Here is a 21,548-nt window from a genome sequence, read left to right as displayed (position 1 = left end):
GACCCATGAACCGCAACCTGCTTTTCAAATTGGGCGCGATTGCGCTGCTGATCCTGCTGTTGCTGATTCCATTGTTGATGATCAACGGCATCATCAGCGACCGTCAGCAACTGCGCGACGGCGTACTGATGGACATTGCCCGCAGCTCAAGCTTTGCCCAGCGCCTCACCGGGCCGGTAATGGTGGTGCCGTTTCGCAAGACCGTGCGCGAGTGGAAGCTCAATGAAAAGCTCAACAAGCGCTACGAAGAAACCCGTGAAGAACGCGGCCGTCTGTATTTCCTGCCGGACCGGTTTGAGCTCGACGGCAAGGTGCAAACCGAACTGCGCTCACGGGGCATCTATCAGGCGCGGTTGTTCCACGCCGACAACCGTATCAGCGGGCGTTTCGACTTGCCTGCGCAGTTGGGGATCACCGAAGACTTCGCCGACTACCGCTTTGAACCAGCTTTTTTGGCGGTGGGCATCAGTGATATTCGGGGTATTGAAAACGCGCTGAAACTGGAGCTGGGTGACCAGCGGCTGGAGTTCTCGCCAGGCTCCCAAGTCGACTGGCTGGGTGAGGGCGTGCATGTGACGCTGCCGGCGCAGGACGGCAAGAAACCCGCCGTGCTGGAGTTCGCCTTCGACCTGCGCCTGCAAGGCACCGAGCAACTGCAAGTAGTGCCGGTGGGCAAGACCAGCCAGGTATCACTGGCGTCCAACTGGCCGCACCCGAGCTTTGTCGGCAACTTCCTGCCGGCTCAACGTGAGGTGACCGACCAGGGCTTCAGCGCCAATTGGCAGACGACATTCTTCTCCACCAACCTCGAACAAGCCCTGCAGAACTGCCTGGACGGGCAAGGCTGTGAAGACTTCAGCAACCGCAGCTTTGGGGTGAACTTCATCGACCCGGTAGACCAGTACCTCAAGAGCGACCGGGCGATTAAGTACGCGCTGTTGTTTATCGCCCTGACCTTTGCCGGCTTCTTCCTCTTCGAGGTGCTCAAGAGTTTGGCGGTGCACCCGATCCAGTACGCTTTGGTGGGCGTCGCGCTGGCGTTCTTCTACCTGCTGCTGTTGTCGTTGTCCGAGCATCTGGGCTTTGCCCTGGCCTACCTGATATCCGCCAGCGCCTGTGTGGTGTTGATCGGCTTCTACGTATGCCATGTGCTGCGTAGCGTCGCCCACGGCCTGGGGTTTTCGGCCGGGCTGGCGGCGTTGTATGGCTTGCTGTACGGCTTGCTCAGTGCCGAGGATTACGCGCTGTTGATGGGCTCGTTGTTGCTGTTTGGCCTGCTGGGCACGGTGATGGTGCTGACGCGCAAGCTGGATTGGTATGGGGTGGGTAAACGCAAGGTGGAGCAAGGGCAATGATCGGATTGCGCGAAGATCAGCAGATGAAAGCGAGGATGGTCGACTTCCTCAATCACAGCGCGTTTCAGTGTGGGAGCGAGCTTGTTGTGGCGAGCAAGCTTGCTTGCGCTGGGGTGCGAAGCGCCCCTGATAAAGCCGGCTCCAGCTGCGCTGTCGAGCGGGAGCAAGCTCCCTCGCCACAACAAGCTCGCTCCTACAGGGGGCTGGTCAAACCGGGGGTTGGGTCTGCTGCATCGAAGACCGCTGGCTGACCTCGGCATACCACGCGGCGAGCTTGGGGTTATCTGTGCGCCATTGCAGATCCGGGTGGCGAAAGTCTATGTAGCCCAGGGCGCAGGCCACGCTGATGGCGGCGACGTCGAAGTGGCTTGCCAGTTCGGCAATGGCGTCCCGCTCCAGCTCGGCGAGGGCGCGGCGGATTTTGTTGCGCTGTTCTTCCAGCCAGGGGGCCCAGTGTTTTTCTGGCGGGCGCATGGCGGTCTCGTAACGTACCAGCACGGCGGCATCCATGATGCCGTCAGCCATCGAGGCCAGGGTCAGGCGCCGCCAGCGGGCCGAGCCGTCGCGGGGGATCAGCGGGTTGCCGACATGCTGGTGGTCGAGGTAATCGAGAATCACCCGGCTGTCGTGCAATACCGAACCGTCGGCCAGACGCAGGGCCGGGATCTTGCCCACGGGGTTGCCTTGCAGCACTTCGGCATCCGGGCTGACCGGCGTGGGCAGGCACGCGTGCAGGGCCACGCGGTCCTGTTGGCCGGTCTCGATCAGCAGCACGCGCACTTTGCGCACGAAGGGCGAAGCGGGGTTGTGGAACAAGGTCATGCTGGGGGCGGACATGGGCATTCCTCGAGGTGAAGTGTGGCTAGCCTAGAGGGTTGTGCGGCGCCTGGCGAGGGGGCCGCGTTGTTTTTGCGGGCCTCATCGCAGGCAAGCCAGCTCCCACATTGGACTGTGTTCACAGGTCAAAATGTGGGAGCTGGCTTGCCTGCGATAGCGACCTCAAGCGCGCCGCTTAACCAACCCCCATACACCCATCATTGCCGGTATCCCGAGCCCGATCCAACTCAACGAATCCCACCACCCATCGCCCAGCAACGCCGCAAACAACCCGGCGGCACTGAGCAGGCCAATCCCCAGCGGTATGGCAAAGACCTTCCAGAAATTCGACTGCCGCGGCTTCATACCTTGGCCGCCTTGCGCCGTACGATCCATAAGTAAATGCCGCTCACCAGCACGATGATGGTCAGCACATCCAGCGCCGCCCACAAAATCTTCATCGGCATGCCGCCGTAATCACCGAAATGCAGGGGTTGGGACATGCCCATGGCGTCCATGTACCAAGGCCGTTCGGCGATGGCGGTGACGGCCAGGGTGCTGGCGTCGATCAGTACCGGTGTCAGCAAATGGGAGGTCAGGTGGGTGCTGCCCTTCATGAACACGGCGTAGTGATGTTCGCTGGAAAAACGCGTGCCGGGGAAGGCGATAAAGTCCGGTTCCATACCGGGCGCGGCCTTGGCCGCAATGCTCAACAGCTCCGTGGCGGGCGCGCGTTGGGTCAGCGGCGGGGCGTTCTTGTAGGGTTCGATCATGGCGCTGAGGCTATCCTCACGCCACGCCGCGATGATCAAGTCGGCGCAGGCGCTGATCACGCCGGTTACACCCACTACCAGCGCCCAGGTCAAAGTGACCACGCCGATCAGGTTGTGCAGGTCGAGCCAGCGCAGGCGAGTGGACTTGTCCTGGCGCACCGTGGCGAACTTCAAGCGACGCATGAATGGCAGGTACAACACCGTGCCCGAGATAATCGCCAGCACAAACAGAAGGCCCATGAACGCCAGCAACAACTTGCCGGGCAGGCCGGCAAACATATCCACATGCAGGCGCAGCAGGAACAGAGTGAAGCCCCCATTGGCAGACGGCATTTCGACGGTTTCGCCAGTGCGGGCATCGAGCATGAAGGTGTGCGACGAGTTCGGCTCAGTGCCGGCTGTGGCCGCCATGATCGCGATCACGCCGTTGTTGTCGTCTTCGTCCCAGGCCAGGTACTGCATGGCCTCTCCGGGGCGATGGGCCTGGGCTTTAGCCACAAGCTGCTCAAGGTTGAGCCGGGACGTATCGGCAGGCATCTGCGCCAGCTCGGGCTCGTTGCCCAGCAGGTGGTCGATCTCGTGGTGAAACACCAACGGCAGGCCGGTGAGGGCGAGCAGCAGCAGGAATACGGTGCAGATCAGGCTGGTCCAGGTATGGATGAAGGACCAGCGGCGGATGGTTTTGCTTTTCATTATCTAGCCTTCAGATGCACCAAAGCCGCCCTAATGGGCGGCCTGGTGGTTAGCTCAGCTGATTACCACTGGTAGGTGGCGCTGGCGACAACGCTGCGTTGGTCGCCGAAGTAGCAATAGGAGCCATCACAGGTGGAAATGTAGTCTTTGTTGAACAGGTTGGTCGCGTTCACTTTCACCGACGCGCCCTTGAGGCTGTTGTCCAGGCGACCGAGGTCGTAATGCACGGAGCCGTCGAACACGGTGTAGGCGTTGGCCTTGCCGGCCCAGGTATTGGCTTGGTCGCCATAGGTATTGCCGGTATAGCGTGCGCCGAAGCCGATACCGAAACCGTCGAGGGCACCGGTGTGCCAGGTGTAGTCGGTCCACAAGGACGCTTGTTGGTTAGGCATCAGTTGCAGGCGGTTGCCTTTGTACTGACCTTTTTGCACCTCAGACTTGGCCAGGGTGTAGGCCGCGATGACCTTGAGGTTTTCGGTCACATCAGACACGGCTTCCAGCTCCAGGCCCTTGACCTTTACTTCTCCGGTCTGGTCGGTCACGGAGGCGCCACCGGACTGGAAGCTGGTGACTTGCACGTTCTTCTGGGTCAGGTCGTAGACCGCCGCACTCAGCAGGGTGTTGGAGCCGGGTGGCTGGTATTTGATCCCCAACTCCCACTGCTTGCCTTCCGTCGGCTTGAACGACTGGAGGGGGTCGACGCTGGCGTTGCTCGCAGGCTGGAACGACTCGGCGTACGAGAGGTAGGGGACGAAGCCAGAGTCGAACACATAGCTCAGCGCCGCATTGCCACTGAAATTCTTGCTGCGGTCGGTATTGGTCGCGTCGTTCTTGTTGAAGTAGGTGGTGCCCTGGTGCACCCAGTCTTCACGACCACCAAGAGTCAGGCGCCAGTTGTCCAGGGCCATCTGGTCCTGCACGTAAAGGCCGGTCTGCACGGTTTTCTGGTTGTAATCGTAGAACGCGGTGGAGCGCGCCGGGCGCACTATCGGCTGGCCATAGACCGGGTTAAAGATGTTCGTGGTGCCACCGTCGCCGAAAATCGCCAGGTACGAGGTGTCGGTGCGTTGATGATCCAGACCCAGCAGCACGGTGTGGGAGATGTCGCCAGTGGCGAAGTCAGCCTGGAAGTTGTTGTCCACCGCGAACTGGCTGATGTCCTCGTCCACATTGGTCGAAGAGCGGCTGATGTCGCCATTGGCATCGGCGGGGGAGAAAGCAAACGAGCCTACCGTCAGTTGCTGGAACGCCAATTCGGATTTGGTGTAGCGCAGGTTCTGCTTGAATTGCCAGGTATCGTTGAAGCGGTGCTCGAACGCGTAGCCCAATGCGTAGTAGGTGCGGTCGTAGAAGTCGTAGTCCGGGTCGCCGAGGTTCTTGTGGTGGGAAACCTCGCCTAGCGGTGATTTGATTTTGGTGCCCTGGATCGGCAGGAACTGGCTGGTGGTGCCGGTATCGTCACGGGTGAACTGTGACAGCAAGGTCAGCTTGGTATCGGTGTCGATATTCCAGGTCAAGCTCGGTGCGATGTTGTACCGCTTGTTGTCGATGTGATCGACCTGGGTACCGGCATCGCGTACCACGCCGCCAACGCTGTAGAGAAACTGGCCCTCATCATCGATCTTGCCAGTGCTTTCGAAATTGATCTGGCGGTAGTTGTCACTGCCGTATTGCATCTGGATGGCGTGGCTCGATTCAGCGCTGGGGCGGCGGCTGACCATATCCAGCAGGCCGCCCGGAGGGGTCTGGCCATAGACTGACGAGGCCGGACCGCGCAGCAAAGCGAGGCGATCCAGGTTCCAGGTTTCAGCTTTCGGGTTGGCATACACCCCGCGTGGCAGTGGCAGGCCATCGAGAAATTGCGTCGGCTCGAAGCCGCGTACCCGCATCCAGTCGTAACGGGTGTCGCTGCCGTAGCTGGCAGACACGATACCGGGCATGTATTTGACCGCATCGTCGAGGTTCTGCACGTTACGGTCCTGCATCTGCTCGCGGGTGGCTACCGAGATCGAGCGTGGTGCCTCGACCAGCGCGGTATCGGTTTTGGTGCCGGCGGCAGTACGCTTTGCTACATATCCCTCCACCGGCCCCCAAGCACTTTCATAGCTGCCTTGCCCGGTGATGTTGGTGGTCGGCAAGGCAACGACGCCCTCTGGAACCGGCATCAGGGTGTAAGTGCCCACACTGCTCTGCTCCAACTGCAAGCCAGTACCGCGCAACGCCTCACGCAACGCGCCCTGCGCATCGAACTGGCCCTTGACCGGCGCCGAGGTCTTGCCGGCGGCGAGTGCAGGGTTGAGGGTCAGCGCCAGGCCGGCCTGGCTGGCGATTTGGTTCAGGGTGGTGGCCAGGGGCGCAGCCGGCAGGTTATAGGCGCGCACGCTGGAGGCTTGTTCGGCGGCGATCAGCGGGGTGCTGGCGAGCGGGGCGCTGAGGGCGATCGCCATGGCTAACAGGCTGGGGCGCAACAAGGTGTCTAGCGTGCGGGACATAAGGGCGGCTCCTGAATGGAAATATTTCTCAATTGCCTAGGTGCCGAGCGAGAATCGAAAAGTGATAGGGGTGAGTGAAAATATTTTTCGCAGGTGTGCTTGAGGGCCTCATCGCAGGCAAGCCAGCTCCCACAGTTGATGGTGTTCGCAATTCAAAATGTGGGAGCTGGCTTGCCTGCGATAGCAATCGGCCAGGCGCTGCAGGACCTAAGGCTTACCCTTGACGGTCACCCACCACGGCGTGTGCTGCTCGATCTGCACCGGCAAGGTCGGTAACAGCGCATTCAATGCCAACGTGGTGTCGCGCAGCGGGAAACTGCCGGTGATGCGCAGGTCGGCCACGTTCTTATCCACCCCCAGGTAGCCGGTGCGATAGCGCGCCAATTCCTCGATCACATCCCCCAGCCGAGCGTTGTCCACTACCAGCATGCCGCGGGTCCAGGCATCGGTGGCGGGGGTGACGGCCAACAGTGGCCCGAGCCCGTCGCCGCGCATCAGCACCTGCTGGCCCGCCTTGAACACTTGTTCCTGGTGCAGCGCCTCGGGCTGGGCGGCCACGGCTGACTGCAACACACTCAGTCGCGTAGCGTCGTCTTCGCGCTTGACGATAAACCGGGTACCCAGCGCCCGCAGGCTGCCGTCGCGGGTTTGCACGTAGAAAGGGCGCGAATCGTCGTGGCCGGTTTCGACGAGAATTTCGCCTGCCTGCAACACGACCAAACGGCGTGTTTCGTCGAAGCGCACATCAATGGCGCTGTGGGTGTTGAGGTTGATCCGCGTGCCGTCCGCCAGCTTCAGCGTGCGCTGTTCACCGGTAGCAGTGCGCTGGTCGGCCAGCCAATAGTGGATAGGCACGTAACGCTCGCCGGCAAACAGCGCCAGGCCGCACACCACAACGATACTCGCCAGGCCACGGCCCAGTTTGCGCACGCGCTGGCGAATGCCGTGGCGCGACTGCAGCAGCGCCGCCCGAGCCGGGCCCGAGGCCACGCTGAAACGCTGGTCGAGCATGCCCAACTGGCGCCAGGCGCGAGCGTGTTCCTCATCGCTGGCCAGCCACTTGCTGAACTCTTCCTGTTCCACCGCGCTGCCGTCGCCCGAGTCGAGGGACAGTTGCCAGGCAATCGCGGCATCCAGCACGCGCGACGACACCGGTTTGGAGCCGATTGCGGTCACGACGGCTCGCCATACAGTGCGATGTAGCACTGGCGAATGCCCTGGGCCAGGTATTGGCGCACGCGGGGCACCGACACGCCCAGGCGCTGGGCGATTTCGGCATGGCCCAGGCCGTCGAGGCGGTTATAGAGGAACGCGGCGCGGGCCTTGCTCGACAACTTGCCGAGCAGGCGGTCGATGGCCTTGAGGTCTTCAAGGATCAGTTGCTGGGCTTCCGGCGAAGGCTGTTCGTTTTCCGGCATCAGCATCAATTCAGTGAGGTAGGCCTGTTCCAGGGCCGCACGACGGAAATAGTCAAACAGCAAACCCTTGGCGATGGCCACCAGGAACGCCCGCGGTTCGCGGGGCTCGCGCAACTCATCACGGCCCAGCAGGCGCATGAAGGTGTCCTGGCTCAGGTCTTCGGCGCGGCTTGGGCACCCCACGTTACGTCGCAGCCACGCCAACAGCCAGCCACGGTGGTCGCGATACAACGCACCAACAAGCTCACTGCGTGGGGTCTGGACCGACGACAAGGCATCACCGAATAAGGTTTAAACTAACGAGAATTATTCGCGATTGTGTCAGAGGCGCAGGGTGGGCGCAATTGGCGTCTGTCGGGTGATCGTTCCCGCGCTCTGCGTAGGAATGCATCCCGCGATGCTCCGCGTCGGGCGCGAAGCGTTAAAGGGAAGGGGACTGTTTGCGTCGTTTCCATTGGGCCAAACGCTCATTCAGCGCCTGGGGCGTATCGATCTGTTGCTGCCGCGCCCGGCTGAACAGGATCAACATCAGCTCCGCCGTCGCCAGTGCATCGGCGCTGGCATGGTGGCGTTCGCCGGCCTGTAGCCTGAAGTGGTTGAGCCAGTCATCCAGCCCGGCTTCGCGGATATGCGCCTCTGGGCATAACAGCGGGGCCAGGTCTGCCACATCCAGGAACGGATGGGCCAGGCGATATCCCAGGCTGTCCTTCAGCGCTCGGCACAGCATGTGTTGATCGAACGGGGCATGAAAGGCCAGCAGCGGACTGTCGCCCACGAACGCCATGAAATCCAGCAACGCCTCGGCCGGGTCGCTGCCGGCGGCAATCGCGCTGGGGCCGAGGCCGTGAATCAGCACACTGGGGCTGAGCTTGGTGTCGGTGCGCTGCAGAGTGCGTTCGAACAGTTGGGAGAAATCCACCGCACCGTCTTCGATGACCACGGCGCCGATGGACAGCACCTGGTCGCGGTGAAGGTTCAGGCCGCTGGTTTCCAGGTCCACCACTACCCAGCGCTGGCTGCGCAATGGGCCGTTGCCCAGTTCGGCGGGCTTGGGTAACTGTTCCAGGCGCTGCTGTTGCGCAGCGTTGAGCCCAGGTTTTTTGACGCGCAGCCAGCCAAACAAACTCATAGCTGATACCGCAAGCTCAGGCTGCTTTGCAGGCGTTGGGCCTGGCGCAGGGACTCACGCAGGATGCGCCGGTCCAGGTGGTTGAGGCTGTCGGGGTCGACGCGGTTGGAATAGGGCAGGTTCTCGCGGGTCTGCAATTGGTGCTGCTGCATGCGGGTCTGCTGGATAAAGTGGTAGGCCTCTTCATAGGCGGCGCCATCCAGGGGTTCGATCACGGCCTTGTCCACCAACTGGCGCAGGCGTTCCAGGGTGTTGTTGGCGTGGATGCCATTGGCCAGGGCCAACAGGCGCGCGCCATCTACAAAAGGTGTAAGGCCTTGCACCTTGAGGTCGAGGGTGGCCTTTTCGCCATGTTTGCGGGTCAGCACGAACTCGCGGAAACGCCCCACCGGCGGGCGCCGCAGTAGTGCATTTTCGGCCAACATGCGTTGGAACAAGCGGTTATCCGCCACCTGATCGAGAATGCCCTGGCGCAGCTGCTCGCAACCGCGCTCTTCGCCCCACACCACGCGCAAGTCAAAATAGATGCTTGAGCCCAGCAGGTTTTCCGGCGTCGCCTCACGAATGAACGCGCCGAAGCGCCGCGCCCACTCCACGCGGGACAAGCACAGCTCGGGGTTGCCGGCCATGATATTGCCCTTGCACAGGCTGAAGCCGCACAGCGCCAGGCTTTGGTTGATGTGCTGCGCCAGCGGCAGCAAGCGCTCACGCATGTCGGCGGCTTCGACGGCGTCCTTGGCCTCGAACAGGATGCCGTTGTCCTGGTCGGTGTACAGCGTTTGTTCGCGGCGGCCTTCGCTGCCAAAACACAGCCAACTGAAGGGCACGCCGGGGTCGCCTTTTTCCGCGAGGGTCAGCTCGATCACCCGGCACACGGTGTGGTCGTTGAGCAGCGTAATGATGTGGGTGATCTGGGTGGATGAGGCGCCATGGGCGAGCATGCGCTCCACCAACTGGCCGATTTCACCGCGAATCGCCACCAGGTTTTCCACCCGAGGCGCGTTGCGGATGGTGCGGGCCAGGTGCACCAGGTCCACACGTTGCAAGGAAAACAAGTCACGCTCGGAGACCACGCCACACAGGCGCTGGTCTTGCACCAGGCACACATGGGCGATATGTCGCTCGGTCATGGCGATGGCTGCGTCGAAAGCGCTGTGCTCCGGGCTCAAGTAAAACGGCGCCTGGGTCATGTGCCCGGCAATGCTCTGGCTGAAGTCGCTGGCGCCATCGGCGACCACCTGGCGCAGATCGCGCAGGGTGAAGATGCCCAGGGGCGCCTTGTGTTCGTCGACGATCACAATGCTGCCGACCTGTTGTTCGTGCATCAAAGTCACCGCTTCGCGCAACGGTGTGTGCGGGCTGCAGGTGACCGGGTGGCGCATGGCCAATTCACCCAGGCGGGTATTCAAGGAGTATTGGGTGCCGAGGGTTTCCACGGCTTTTTGCTGTACCTGCTGGTTGACTTGGTCGAGCAGGCTGCTGACCCCGCGCAAGGCGAAATCACGAAACGGGCTGGACAGCGCGAACAGCTTGATAAAGGCCGGTTTGTTCAATTGCAGGCAGAAGGTGTCTTCAGCGGCTTTGTGTTCTGTACGGGTCGCGCGCTCACCCAGCAAGGCGGCGAGGGGAAAGCATTCGCCGGTGGCGATTTCAAAGGTGGTGTCCGCCGAGTCTGGACGCTCACCCACGACCCGGCCCTGCTTGACGATATAAAAGTGCTCGACCGGGCCGCCCGACGGTTTGAGGATGCTGTCGCCGGGGCCGTAGAAACGCAGTTGGCACTGTTCCACCAGAAAAGCCAGGTGCGCCTGTTCCATCTGGTTGAACGGCGGGAAGCGTTGCAGGAATTGCAGGGTGCCGTGGATGTTCTGCAACACAGCGGTTTTACCCGCCTGTGCGAATGCATCAGCTTTACTCATAACAGTGACCGCAGTGTTTTTGTCGTTATCGTGCTGCATGGTCGACTCCTGCGCGGTGGGTGCCCATTGGACGTAAGTCTAGGTCGAGGAATACCGCACAAATCTAGGGAAAAACCTTACATGACAATCGTGCAAAACCCGTAGAACGCCCACTAGGCAAACTTTCCGACGAAGTGCACATTGTTCGCCCTTCCGCAGATGTCTGACGAGTGTGCTGGGAGATTGAATTAGAACTGCTGAGAAACGTATGTCCGACCACGATATTTTGAGTGATGCCGAGCGCGAGGCGCTGAGCGCCGTGATGCTGGAGCCCGATTTGCCCCCCCAACGCGTTTTGATCGTGGACGACGACAAGGACGCGCGTGAATTGTTGGCGGAAATCCTTGGGCTCGACGGTATTCGCTGCATGACTGCCGAAAGTGGCGAGGCTGCGTGGGATTTGTTGAAGACGAGCAGTTCCATCGGTTTGCTGATCACCGACCTGCGCATGGCGCCCAGCAATGGCCTGGAATTGATCCGCCAGGTGCGTGAGTCCACCCGTGCGGCGTTGCCGATCATCATCATGTCTGGAGACGCGGAAGCGCCGGATGTGATTGATGCGATGCATTTGAGCGTGGTGGATTTCTTGCTCAAGCCGATTGATAGCGTGAAGTTGGCGAAGTTGGTGAAGCGGGAGTTGGGGATGGTGCCCTGAGTGTGAGGTGACTGGCCTGGCCTCTTCGCGGGCAAGCCCGGCTCCCACATTTGAAATGCATTCCCCTGTGGGAGCTGGCTTGCCTGCGATTCAGGCAATGCGGTCTAACTGACACTGATAAAAAAGCCCTGATCTTTCGATCAGGGCTTTTTCCATTACAGGCCGTTCTTGGCCTTGAACTCCCGACGCCTGCGATGCAACACCGGCTCGGTATAGCCATTCGGCTGCTTGGTCCCTTCAATCACCAACTCCACCGCTGCCTGGAACGCGATGTTGCTGTCGAAGTCCGGAGCCAGTGGGCGGTACAGCGCATCCCCGGCATTCTGGCGGTCCACCACGGGCGCCATGCGCTTGAGGCTTTCCATCACCTGGTCTTCGTTGACAATGCCGTGGCGCAGCCAGTTGGCGATGTGCTGGCTGGAAATACGCAGGGTGGCGCGGTCTTCCATCAGGCCGACATCGTTGATGTCCGGCACCTTGGAGCAGCCCACACCCTGGTCGATCCAACGCACCACATAGCCGAGGATGCCCTGGGCGTTGTTGTCCAGTTCGTTGCGGATTTCTTCCTCGGACCAATCGGTGTTGCTGGCCAGAGGAATGGTGAGGATATCGTCCACCGAAGCGCGCTCGCGCTTGGCCAGCTCGGCCTGGCGGGCGAACACATCAACCTTGTGGTAGTGCAACGCATGCAGGGCCGCGGCGGTCGGCGACGGTACCCAGGCGGTGTTGGCACCGGCCAACGGGTGGGCGATTTTCTGCTCAAGCATCGCCGCCATCAGGTCGGGCATGGCCCACATGCCTTTACCGATCTGTGCACGACCTTGCAAGCCGGTGCTCAGGCCGATATCGACGTTCCAGTTCTCATAGGCGCCGATCCATTTTTCTGCCTTCATGGCCGCCTTGCGCACCATCGCGCCGGCTTCCATGGAGGTGTGGATTTCATCGCCAGTGCGGTCGAGGAAGCCGGTGTTGATAAACACCACGCGCTCACTGGCCGCCTTGATGCAGGCCTTGAGGTTGACCGTGGTGCGGCGCTCCTCGTCCATGATCCCGACCTTGAGGGTATTGCGCGCCAGGTTCAGTACCTCTTCGATGCGACCGAACAGTTCGTTGGTGAACGCGGCTTCTTCCGGGCCGTGCATCTTCGGTTTCACGATGTATACGGAACCGGTGCGGCTGTTCTTGCGGGTGTTGTTGCCGTTGAGGCTGTGGATCGCCGCCAGGCTGGTGATCAGGCCGTCGAGGATGCCTTCGGGTACTTCGTTGCCGTCTTTATCGAGGATCGCGTCGATGGTCATCAAGTGGCCAACGTTGCGCACGAACAACAGCGAACGGCCGTGCAGGGTCACGTCGCTGCCATCCACGCCGGTGTAGGCGCGGTCAGGGTTCATGGTGCGGGTGAAGGTCTGGCCGCCCTTGGCCACTTCTTCGGCCAGGTCGCCCTTCATCAGGCCGAGCCAGTTGCGGTAGATCACCACTTTGTCATCGGCATCCACGGCGGCGACGGAGTCTTCGCAGTCCATGATGGTGGTCAGCGCGGCTTCCATCAGCACGTCTTTGACGCCGGCAGCGTCGGTCTGGCCGACTGGGGTGCTGGCGTCGATCTGGATTTCGAAGTGCAGGCCATTGTGCTTGAGCAGGATCGCAATCGGCTCGGCCGCAGGGCCCTGGAAACCGATCAATTGGGCATCGTCACGCAGGCCGCTGTTGCTGCCGCCTTTGAGGCTGACGATCAGCTTGCCATCGACGATTTTGTAGGCGGTGGAATCGACATGGCTGCCGGCGCTCAGCGGTGCGGCTTCGTCGAGGAAGGCGCGGGCGAAGGCAATGACCTTGTCACCACGGACCTTGTTGTAGCCCTTGCCCTTTTCGGCACCGTTGGCTTCGCTGATGGCGTCGGTGCCATACAGCGCGTCGTACAGCGAGCCCCAGCGCGCATTCGAGGCATTGAGGGCGAAGCGGGCGTTCATCACCGGCACGACCAGCTGTGGGCCGGCCATGCGGGCAATCTCGTCATCGACGTTTTGGGTCGAGGCCTGGAAGTCTGCGGCTTCTGGTAACAGGTAGCCGATGTCTTGCAGGAAGGCTTTGTAGGCCACCGGGTCGTGGGCCTGGCCGGCGTGGGTCTGGTGCCAGGTATCGATCCGCGCCTGGAAGTCGTCGCGTTTGGCGAGTAGGGCTTTGTTCTTCGGGGCCAGGTCATGGATGACCTTGTCGGCACCGGCCCAGAACTGGTCGGCAGTGATGCCGGTACCGGGAATGGCTTCGTTGTTCACGAAGTCGAACAGGACTTTGGCGACCTGCAGGCCACCGACTTGAACGTGTTCAGTCATTGCTTGCCTCACTCTGCGGAGCTTATGCGCTTTTTCAGATTTTCATTATGTAGTGCACGGTTGGGCATACTACATGATGACTTGCGGTTGTGAAAATTAGACTAAATACGTCGTTTAGCGACCCACTTTGGTCGTACGGTCACAGCGGAGAACCGGATGTTCTCAAAAAACTATTGGATTGTTCCAGATAAATATCAAAATGGTACACGATTTGTCTGTGAGAGCTGGCTTGCCTGGGATGGACGTTAACGATCACGCGTACCTTCTGGATATACGCGGCATGTCTATAATCGAGGATCAACCAACCGAGGGACTGCGCCATGGACCATCTTGTACTCACTATTATCGCCGCCGACAAACCCGGCCTGGTTGAACGCATCGCGCAGAACATTGCCAGTCATGGCGGTAACTGGCTGGAAAGCCGCATGGCGCATATGGCCGGGCAGTTTGCCGGGATCCTGCGGGTGAGCGTGCCGAGCGAGCAGCGCCAGGCATTGGTGGGGGCATTGGAGGATTTATCCACCCATGGCATTCGCGTGTTGGTGGGTGAGGGCAGCAGCGGGCAGGCATCGGCGTCCAAGCCGATCCTGATGACCCTGGTGGGCAATGATCGCTCGGGCATCGTGCGTGAGATCACCGCGCTGCTGAGCCAGCAGGGCGTCAACCTGGAACGCCTGAGCACCGATGTGCGCCCGGCGCCCATGAGCGGTGATCCGCTGTTCAACGCCGAGGCGTTGTTGCAAGTGCCGGCCACGCTGTCGCTGGAAACCCTGCAAGAGGCTTTGGAAACCTTGGCCGATGACTTGATGGTGGAGTTGCGTCAGGAGGAATAACGATCCACAAGGTTATGCAGGGAAATCTTGCATGGGCCTGTGGATAACCTGTAGAGACCCGACGCCAGGCCACGCCCGCCGGCCTTCTGCGCAAGTTGAGCAAAAAACGAGCAGTTTCAAGGGCTTGTGCACAAATGGCGGGGATCAGGTTGTGGATAACCTTGGGGTGGAACGCTGCAAGCCACGAAAGCCGTGGCTCGCAGAGGTTTGTACGTTATTTGATCAGCGTTTGCGCACGGTCAGCCAGGCATCCAGGCTGTACACCACCAACCCGGCCCAGATGAAGGCGAAGGCGATCAGCGTGCTCGGCGCCAGGTGTTCACCGAACAACAGCACGGCTTCGAGCAACACCAGCGTCGGCGCCACATACTGCAAAAAGCCCAGGGCGGTGTAGGGCAAGTGCCGTGCAGCGGCGTTGAAGCACACCAGGGGAATCAGCGTCACCGGGCCTGCGGCCACCAGCCACCAGGCTTCGGAGGTGCTCCAGAACGCCAGTTGCGCGCTGTGGGCGGTCGGGTTGAACAGCAACCAGGCGACGGCAATGGGTACCAGCATCCAGGTTTCCACCACCAGGCCTGGCAGCGCCTTGACCGGCGCCTGCTTGCGGATCAAACCGTAGAAGCCGAACGTCAGCGCCAGCGCCAGCGACACCCACGGCAGGCTACCGACTTGCCACACCTGCTGCGCCACACCTACCGCTGCCAACCCCACGGCTACCCATTGCAAACGGCGCAGGCGCTCGCCGAGGATCAGCATGCCCAGCAGCACATTCACCAGCGGGTTGATGTAGTAACCCAGGCTTGCTTCAAGCATGCGCCCGGTGTTCACCGACCACACATAGGTCAGCCAATTAGCGGCGATCAACGAACCGCTGAGGGCCAGGATCGTCAGGCGCTTGGGGTTGTCGCGCAGTTCGCGAAACCAGCCGGGATGTTTCCACACCATCAGCAACAGCCCACCGAACAGTGCCGACCACAATACGCGGTGCACAATGATCTCGGCGGCGGGCACGCTGGCGATGGCTTTGAAGTAGAGCGGGAATAGACCCCAGATGACATAGGCGCTCAGGCCCAGGATGTACCCCTTGCGGGGGTTGGCGGCTTGCATTGCAGAATCCTTGCTCAGGCAGCTAACAAAGCGCAATTGTAAGGATATTTGTCAGACAATGGGCGCCGCTTTTTGGTGGGAGCTGGCTTGCCTGCGATAGCAATAGTGAAGTCACCGCCGCCATCGCAGGCAAGCCAGCTCCCACAGGAGGCAGGGCCAGGTCAGAAGAGCTTCAGCGGTTCTTCATTGAGCGCCGACAGTTGCTCGCGCAACGCCAGCACCTGGTCGCCCCAATACCGCTCGCTGCCAAACCACGGAAAGCTATGGGGAAACGCCGGGTCGTCCCAGCGTCGTGCGAGCCAGGCACTGTAGTGCATCAGGCGCAGGGCGCGCAGCGGCTCGATCAGCGCCAGTTCGCGCGGGTCGAAGTCGTGGAATTCCTGATAGCCGTCCATCAGTTCCGAGAGCTGGCCGAGGCATTCCTGGCGGTCGCCAGCCAGCATCATCCACAGGTCTTGCACCGCCGGGCCCATGCGGCAGTCATCCAGGTCGACGATATGGAACATCTCGTCGCGGCACATCATGTTGCCGGGGTGGCAGTCACCGTGCATACGGATGTTCTTGTGCGGCGTGGCCTTGTAAACCTCTTCCACACGCTTGAGCAGGTCGCGGGCCACGGACTCGTAGGCCGGCAACAGGCTTTTGGGAATGAAGTTGCCTTCAAGCAAGGTGGTGAGGGAGTCGTGACCGAAATTCTTCACCCCCAGGGCTTCGCGGTGTTCGAACGGGCGGGTGGAGCCCACCGCGTGCAAACGCCCGAGCAGTTGCCCAAGTCGGTAAAGCTGATCGAGGTTGCCCGGCTCCGGCGCGCGGCCGCCACGGCGGGGAAACAGGGTGAAGCGGAAACCTGCGTGTTCGAACAGGCTCTCGCCGTTGTGGATCAATGGGGCGACCACCGGTACATCGCACTCGGCCAGTTCGAAGGTGAAGCGGTGTTCTTCCAGGATCGCCTCGTTGGTCCAGCGCTGGGGGCGATAGAACTTGGCGATCAGCGGTTCGGCGTCTTCGATGCCCACTTGGTACACGCGGTTTTCGTAGCTGTTGAGCGCCAGAACCCGCGCGTCGCTGAGGAAACCGATGCTTTCGACGGCGTCGAGCACCAGGTCTGGGGTGAGTGTTTCAAACGGGTGGGCCATGCGAACTCCTGCGCGCAGCAGGGCGCCGCGTCCGGCCGGGTATGGTAACAGCATAGATAGGCGGTGGCTGTGCGGACGCCTTCGCAGGCAAGCCAGCTCCCACACTGGCATGTATTTACACATCGAGATGTGGGAGCTGGCTTGCCTGCGATAGCGGTCTATCAGGCGCCTACGATCCCGCCATCATCCCGCCGAATCGCCATCACCGACGACCGCGGTTTGCCATTGGGCAGGTGTTCCGGCCAGGTCGAACCACCGGTTTCCCCTGGGTGCTGAATGCCCACGAACAACGTTTTCTGGTCCGGCGAAAAGCTGATCCCCGTCACTTCACACGCCACCGGCCCCACCATGAAGCGACGGATTTCTCCAGTGCTCGGGTCGGCGCACAGCATCTGGTTATTGCCCATGCCCGCAAAGTCGCCGGCGTTGCTGTAGTCGCCATCGGTCAGGATCCACAGGCGCCCGGCTTTGTCGAAGCCCAGGCCGTCGGGGCTGTTGAACATGTTTTGCGGGTTGATGTTGGACGAGCCGCCCTTGGGGTTGCCGGCATGTACGCCGGGGTTGCCGGCCACCACGAACAGGTCCCAGGTGAAGTCCGTGGCACCGTGGTTATCGGCGTCGGCTTTCCAGCGCAGGATCTGGCCGTATACGTTCTTCTCCCGTGGGTTGGGGCCGCCTACCGGCTGGCCCTCTTCGCCGCGCTTGGCGTTGTTGGTCAGGGTGCAATAGACCTGGCCGTCGGTGGGGCTGACCACGATCCATTCCGGGCGGTCCATGCGTGTGGCTTTCACCACGCTGGCGGCCAGGCGCGCATGAATCAGTACCTCGGCCTGGTTGGCGAAACCGCTGCTGGCGTCGATGCCGTTTTTGCCATGGGTGAGTTCAACCCACTGGCCTTTGCCCTTGGGGTGGTCGGCGTTGCCGTCGCCCGCGTCGAAGATCGCCACGTACAAGGTGCCGTGGTCGAGCAGGTCTTTGTTGGCCTTCGGGTTGTTGTGGTTGATCTGATCGCGGCTGATGAACTTGTAGATGAATTCACCGCGCTCATCGTCGCCCATGTACACCACGGCGCGACCGTCACGGGTTTCGGCGAGGGCCGCGTTTTCGTGTTTGAAGCGCCCCAGGGCCGTGCGTTTGACTGGCGTGGATTGCGGATCGAACGGGTCGATTTCCACCACCCAACCATGGCGATTGAGTTCGTTGGGGTTCTTGGCCATATCAAAGCGCGGGTCGTGCTGATGCCAGTTGATGTCCTTGCTGGCGGCCACCACGCCGTAGCGCTTCTGCCCTGCGTCGAAGGTTTGCTGCGGGTTGCTGCTGCCGAAGCAGTCGGTGAAGTTTTCTTCGCAGGTCAGGTAGGTGCCCCACGGCGTCTTGCCGTTGGCGCAGTTCTGGAACGTGCCGAGGACTTTTTTGCCGCTCTTGTCGGCGCCGGTTTTCAGCCAGTCATGGCCGGCGGCAGGGCCACTCAAACGGATCGGTGAATTGCCGTGGATACGCCGGTTGTAGCGCGAATCCTGGACGAACTGCCAGGTGTCACCCTTGCGGCGCACTTCGATCACCGACACGCCTTCGCTGGCCAGGGCCTTGCGCACGTCTTCGGCAGATTGTGGCGCGCCGCCGTGGGCGTAGAGGTAGCGATAGTTGGTGTATTCATTGTTGATCGCCATCAGCGCGCGGTTGTCGTCACCGGGGAATGGAAACAGGCTCATGCCGTCGTTGTTGTCGCCGAACTGTTGTTCCTGAGCCTTGGCGGTGCCATGGCCGGACGGGTCGAAAGCCGGGGCGTTCTTGTGCAGGGGCTGGCCCCAACTGATCAACACCGAAGCACTGTAGCCCGGTGGCAGGGTGATGGTGTCGCTGGTGGCGGCGGCGATGCTGGTGAACCCCAGCAACGGGCTGGCGGTAGCGGCATTCACGGCCAGGGCGCTGCGGCTCAGCAGGTTACCGCCGAGAAACATCGCGGCGCCGCACAGGGCGCCTGCGCCGATAAAGCGACGGCGGGTCAGGCCCACCATCTGTTCAAGGTCGGTGGCTTGGTTTTCTTCTAATAGGCTCATCACAGGCTCCTTAAGGTTTTTGCAGACACCTTAAGCAGCGCTTGTGACCGAATTGTTGCAGCTTGAAGACGCGCGCCCGTTACACCGGGGTGCCAAGCAATACATGGCTGGGTGCAAACTGCACGCGGATCGGCTGGCCCTGCGCTGCATCAATGGCCTTGAGTGCGACGGGCGGCGCCAGCGCGCACAACACTTGGCCGTTGGGCAGGGCAATACGCACCTCGCTGGGGCCGTCTTCGGCGGCGAGAATGGTCTCGATCCTGCCTTCCAGGCAATTGTGTCCAAGTGTTTCAGCTTGCCCTTCCGCCAGTAATTCAAGCCACCCGGCCTTGATCAGGGCCACTACTTCAACACCGGTCTGCAGTTCCAGGCGCAGGGTGCTGTCGTGGGTGATCTGTGCGTCGAGGTGCAGGCCGCCGGCCAATTGCAGGCGGATCATGTCGTTGTGGCCATGGCTCTCTAGGGTGCTGACCTGGCCGTGCAATTGGTTGCGCGCGCTGGTGCGCAGCATCAAGCGGCCCAGCAGGTTGAAGTCGCTGGCCGCTTCGTCCGAGCCAAGGATCTCGGCCTGAAGCAGTTGCAGGCGCTGATAGAGGCGCAGCACCCGTTCCCCTTCCTGAGTCAGTTTGGCGCCGCCACCGCCCTTGCCACCGACGCTGCGTTGCACCAGCGGTTTTTGCGCCAGGTTGTTCAGCTCATCAATGGCGTCCCAGGCGGCCTTGTAACTCAACCCGGCACTCTTGGCCGCACGGGTGATGGAGCCCTGCTCGGCGATATGCCCCAGCAAGGCAATACGCTGGGGGCGGCGGATGATGTGTTGGCTGAGAGGGCTGGGCACAGACATGGCAGATACGCTTGGGTGAGATGCGCCGACGTTGCCGCGCTGGCGCAGGGGAGTCAAGTCAGCTGCCGGGTTTGGGCGTACGGGCCAGGCAATACACATCCACCTGGCGCGCGCCGGCGTTTATCAACAAGCGCGCCAGGCTGTGGGCCGTGGCGCCGGTGGTGAGGACGTCGTCTACCAGCGCCAGATGTTGCCCGGCGATCTGGATGCCGGGGGCCAGTGCGAAGGCGTTGAGCAGGTTGCGTTTGCGGGTCTTGGCATCGAGGTCTTGCTGCGCCACGGTTTCATGGGGGCGTAAGAGCGCGTGTTCATCAAAGGGAATGTCGAGGGCGTGATTGAGCCAGCGGGCCAGCATCAACGCTTGATTAAAGCCGCGTTCGCGCAGACGTTTGCGCGCCATGGGCACCGGTAGCAGGCAGTCGGGGCGCTCCAGTTCGGCGTTATCGAAGCGATGCTGCAAGTGCTGCCCCAGCAGGCGCGCCAGCAAGTGCCCCAGCGGCCAACGCGCCTGATGCTTGAAGCGGCTGATCAGGGTGTCCACGGGAAAACTGTAGGTCCATGGCGCGACCACCTGGTGAAAGGCCGGTGGCTGTTTTTGGCACTGGCCGCAGAGCAGTCCGTCCATGGGTAAGGGCAGTGCGCAGCGTTCGCACTGTTCCATCAGCCATGGCAATTCTGTTTCGCAGGCGCTGCACAGGGGCTCGTCTGATTCGATGCACTCATCGCAGATCAAACAGGGTTGTATGCTTTTTAACCAGATGTAAACTTGGTGTTTGTGCTCAGGTTGACAGTGCATGAATCTTCCTTAAATATGCCGAGCATCCGTGTCGTGCCTGTGGGTGTTGCCTTTCCCACAGCGCTTGCCAAAGCATAATCAAGGAATCGCCCATGAGCGCCAGCACCTCTGCCACCCTGCGTCACGATTGGTCTTTAGCTGAAGTCAAAGCCCTGTTCGTGCAGCCTTTCAACGACCTGTTGTTCCAGGCGCAGACCGTGCACCGCGCGCATTTCGACGCCAACCGCGTGCAAGTGTCGACGCTGCTGTCGATCAAGACCGGCGCCTGCCCGGAAGATTGCAAATATTGTCCGCAGTCGGGCCACTACAACACTGGCCTGGAAAAAGAGAAGCTGATGGAGGTGCAGAAGGTCCTCGAAGAGGCCGCACGTGCCAAGGCCATCGGTTCGACGCGTTTCTGCATGGGCGCGGCATGGAAACATCCGTCGGCCAAAGACATGCCCTATGTGCTGGAAATGGTCAAAGGCGTGAAGGCCATGGGCCTGGAAACCTGCATGACTCTCGGTCGCCTTGACCAGGACCAGACCGAAGCCCTGGCCCAGGCCGGCCTGGACTACTACAACCACAACCTCGACACCTCGCCGGAGTTCTACGGCTCGATCATCACCACCCGCACCTACAGCGAGCGCCTGCAAACCCTGGCGTACGTGCGTGACTCGGGGATGAAGATCTGTTCGGGCGGCATCCTTGGCATGGGCGAGTCTCTCGACGACCGCGCCAACTTGCTGATCCAGTTGGCCAACCTGCCGGAGCATCCGGAGTCGGTGCCGATCAACATGCTGGTGAAAGTGGCGGGCACGCCGTTGGAAAACGCCGATGACATCGACCCCTTCGATTTCATCCGCATGCTGGCGGTGGCGCGCATCCTGATGCCGCAGTCCCACGTGCGCCTGTCGGCTGGCCGCGAAGCCATGAATGAGCAGATGCAGGCCCTGGCCTTTTTTGCCGGCGCCAACTCGATCTTCTACGGCGACAAACTGCTGACCACCGCCAACCCCCAGGCGGACAAGGACATGCAACTGTTCGCACGCCTGGGCATCCTGCCCGAAGCCCGTGAAGAGCATGCCGATGAAGTGCATCAGGCGGCGATCGAGCAGGCGTTGGTGGAGCAAAAGAGCAGCGAGCAGTTCTACAACGCTGTGGTGTAACC

Annotated in this window: 18 protein-coding genes; 4 read left to right on the top strand and 14 right to left on the bottom strand. The window is 61.4% G+C overall.

Annotation, left to right across the window (positions count from 1 at the left end; genetic code table 11):
• Positions 1-5: 5 nt before the first annotated feature.
• On the top strand, positions 6-1,355 hold the full coding sequence (creD, locus tag CLM72_RS25865; protein ID WP_105228777.1) for a cell envelope integrity protein CreD: 1,350 nt from the start codon (positions 6-8) through the stop codon (positions 1,353-1,355).
• Between the two features lie 207 nt (positions 1,356-1,562).
• Here creD and CLM72_RS25860 read toward each other — a convergent pair whose 3' ends face one another.
• The 8 genes from CLM72_RS25860 to CLM72_RS25825 all read right to left on the bottom strand — a co-directional run bounded on the left by CLM72_RS25860 (position 1,563) and on the right by CLM72_RS25825 (position 10,595).
• Entirely contained in the window at positions 1,563-2,192 is a 630-nt protein-coding gene (locus CLM72_RS25860) for a glutathione S-transferase (RefSeq protein WP_105228776.1), read from the bottom strand.
• Positions 2,193-2,354: 162 nt separating this feature from the next.
• Complete coding sequence (locus tag CLM72_RS25855) at positions 2,355-2,537, bottom strand: hypothetical protein (RefSeq protein ID WP_105228775.1); 183 nt, start codon at positions 2,535-2,537, stop codon at positions 2,355-2,357.
• A complete protein-coding gene (locus tag CLM72_RS25850; protein ID WP_105228774.1) occupies positions 2,534-3,637 on the bottom strand; it encodes a PepSY domain-containing protein in 1,104 nt (367 codons plus the stop codon). The genes CLM72_RS25855 and CLM72_RS25850 overlap by 4 nt, the downstream gene beginning before the upstream one ends.
• Positions 3,638-3,699: 62 nt before the next feature.
• Positions 3,700-6,129 (bottom strand): TonB-dependent siderophore receptor, encoded by a 2,430-nt coding sequence (locus CLM72_RS25845; protein ID WP_105228773.1) that lies wholly within the window; start codon positions 6,127-6,129, stop codon positions 3,700-3,702.
• Between the two features lie 207 nt (positions 6,130-6,336).
• Positions 6,337-7,305: a FecR domain-containing protein gene (locus CLM72_RS25840; RefSeq protein WP_105228772.1), complete on the bottom strand. Its 969-nt coding sequence runs from the start codon at positions 7,303-7,305 to the stop codon at positions 6,337-6,339.
• The gene (locus CLM72_RS25835) at positions 7,302-7,820 is read right to left on the bottom strand and encodes an RNA polymerase sigma factor (protein ID WP_105228771.1); all 519 of its coding nucleotides are present in this window, start codon (positions 7,818-7,820) and stop codon (positions 7,302-7,304) included. Before CLM72_RS25835 ends, CLM72_RS25840 begins: the two co-directional genes overlap by 4 nt.
• Positions 7,821-7,968: 148 nt before the next feature.
• A complete protein-coding gene (locus CLM72_RS25830) occupies positions 7,969-8,676 on the bottom strand; it encodes a PolC-type DNA polymerase III (protein ID WP_105228770.1) in 708 nt (235 codons plus the stop codon).
• Entirely contained in the window at positions 8,673-10,595 is a 1,923-nt protein-coding gene (locus tag CLM72_RS25825; protein WP_105229190.1) for a putative nucleotidyltransferase substrate binding domain-containing protein, read from the bottom strand. The genes CLM72_RS25830 and CLM72_RS25825 overlap by 4 nt, the downstream gene beginning before the upstream one ends.
• Before the next feature lie 247 nt (positions 10,596-10,842).
• Between CLM72_RS25825 and CLM72_RS25820 the strand changes: the two genes are divergently transcribed.
• Positions 10,843-11,289: a response regulator gene (locus tag CLM72_RS25820; protein WP_019817416.1), complete on the top strand. Its 447-nt coding sequence runs from the start codon at positions 10,843-10,845 to the stop codon at positions 11,287-11,289.
• 155 nt (positions 11,290-11,444) lie between these two features.
• On the opposite strand, the gene CLM72_RS25815 is transcribed toward CLM72_RS25820, so the two are convergent.
• Positions 11,445-13,622 carry a malate synthase G gene (locus CLM72_RS25815; protein WP_105228769.1) on the bottom strand — a complete coding sequence of 726 codons (2,178 nt, stop codon included), beginning with the start codon at positions 13,620-13,622 and terminating at the stop codon, positions 11,445-11,447.
• Between the two features lie 320 nt (positions 13,623-13,942).
• Between CLM72_RS25815 and CLM72_RS25810 the strand changes: the two genes are divergently transcribed.
• Complete coding sequence (locus CLM72_RS25810; RefSeq protein WP_003194815.1) at positions 13,943-14,455, top strand: glycine cleavage system protein R; 513 nt, start codon at positions 13,943-13,945, stop codon at positions 14,453-14,455.
• Between the two features lie 222 nt (positions 14,456-14,677).
• Here the strand turns inward: CLM72_RS25810 and rarD are convergent, their stop codons facing one another.
• The 5 genes from rarD to CLM72_RS25785 all read right to left on the bottom strand — a co-directional run bounded on the left by rarD (position 14,678) and on the right by CLM72_RS25785 (position 20,398).
• Positions 14,678-15,562 (bottom strand): EamA family transporter RarD, encoded by an 885-nt coding sequence (gene rarD, locus CLM72_RS25805; RefSeq protein WP_105228768.1) that lies wholly within the window; start codon positions 15,560-15,562, stop codon positions 14,678-14,680.
• Between the two features lie 161 nt (positions 15,563-15,723).
• A complete protein-coding gene (locus tag CLM72_RS25800; RefSeq protein WP_034128855.1) occupies positions 15,724-16,698 on the bottom strand; it encodes a serine/threonine protein kinase in 975 nt (324 codons plus the stop codon).
• 161 nt (positions 16,699-16,859) lie between these two features.
• A complete protein-coding gene (locus CLM72_RS25795) occupies positions 16,860-18,758 on the bottom strand; it encodes a PhoX family phosphatase (RefSeq protein ID WP_105228767.1) in 1,899 nt (632 codons plus the stop codon).
• A gap of 79 nt (positions 18,759-18,837) precedes the next feature.
• On the bottom strand, positions 18,838-19,602 hold the full coding sequence (locus CLM72_RS25790; RefSeq protein ID WP_105228766.1) for a TOBE domain-containing protein: 765 nt from the start codon (positions 19,600-19,602) through the stop codon (positions 18,838-18,840).
• A gap of 58 nt (positions 19,603-19,660) precedes the next feature.
• Positions 19,661-20,398 carry a ComF family protein gene (locus tag CLM72_RS25785; RefSeq protein ID WP_105228765.1) on the bottom strand — a complete coding sequence of 246 codons (738 nt, stop codon included), beginning with the start codon at positions 20,396-20,398 and terminating at the stop codon, positions 19,661-19,663.
• Positions 20,399-20,490: 92 nt separating this feature from the next.
• On the opposite strand from CLM72_RS25785, the gene bioB reads away from it, so the two are divergent.
• Positions 20,491-21,546 (top strand): biotin synthase BioB, encoded by a 1,056-nt coding sequence (gene bioB, locus CLM72_RS25780; RefSeq protein ID WP_014720209.1) that lies wholly within the window; start codon positions 20,491-20,493, stop codon positions 21,544-21,546.
• The last annotated feature ends 2 nt before the right edge of the window (positions 21,547-21,548 follow it).

This window comes from Pseudomonas sp. MYb193, assembly GCF_002966775.1.
GTDB classification, from domain to species: domain Bacteria; phylum Pseudomonadota; class Gammaproteobacteria; order Pseudomonadales; family Pseudomonadaceae; genus Aquipseudomonas; species Aquipseudomonas paracarnis.
The sequence above is the reverse complement of the archived record's forward strand: the minus strand, read 5'-3'. Positions and strand labels throughout refer to the sequence as shown.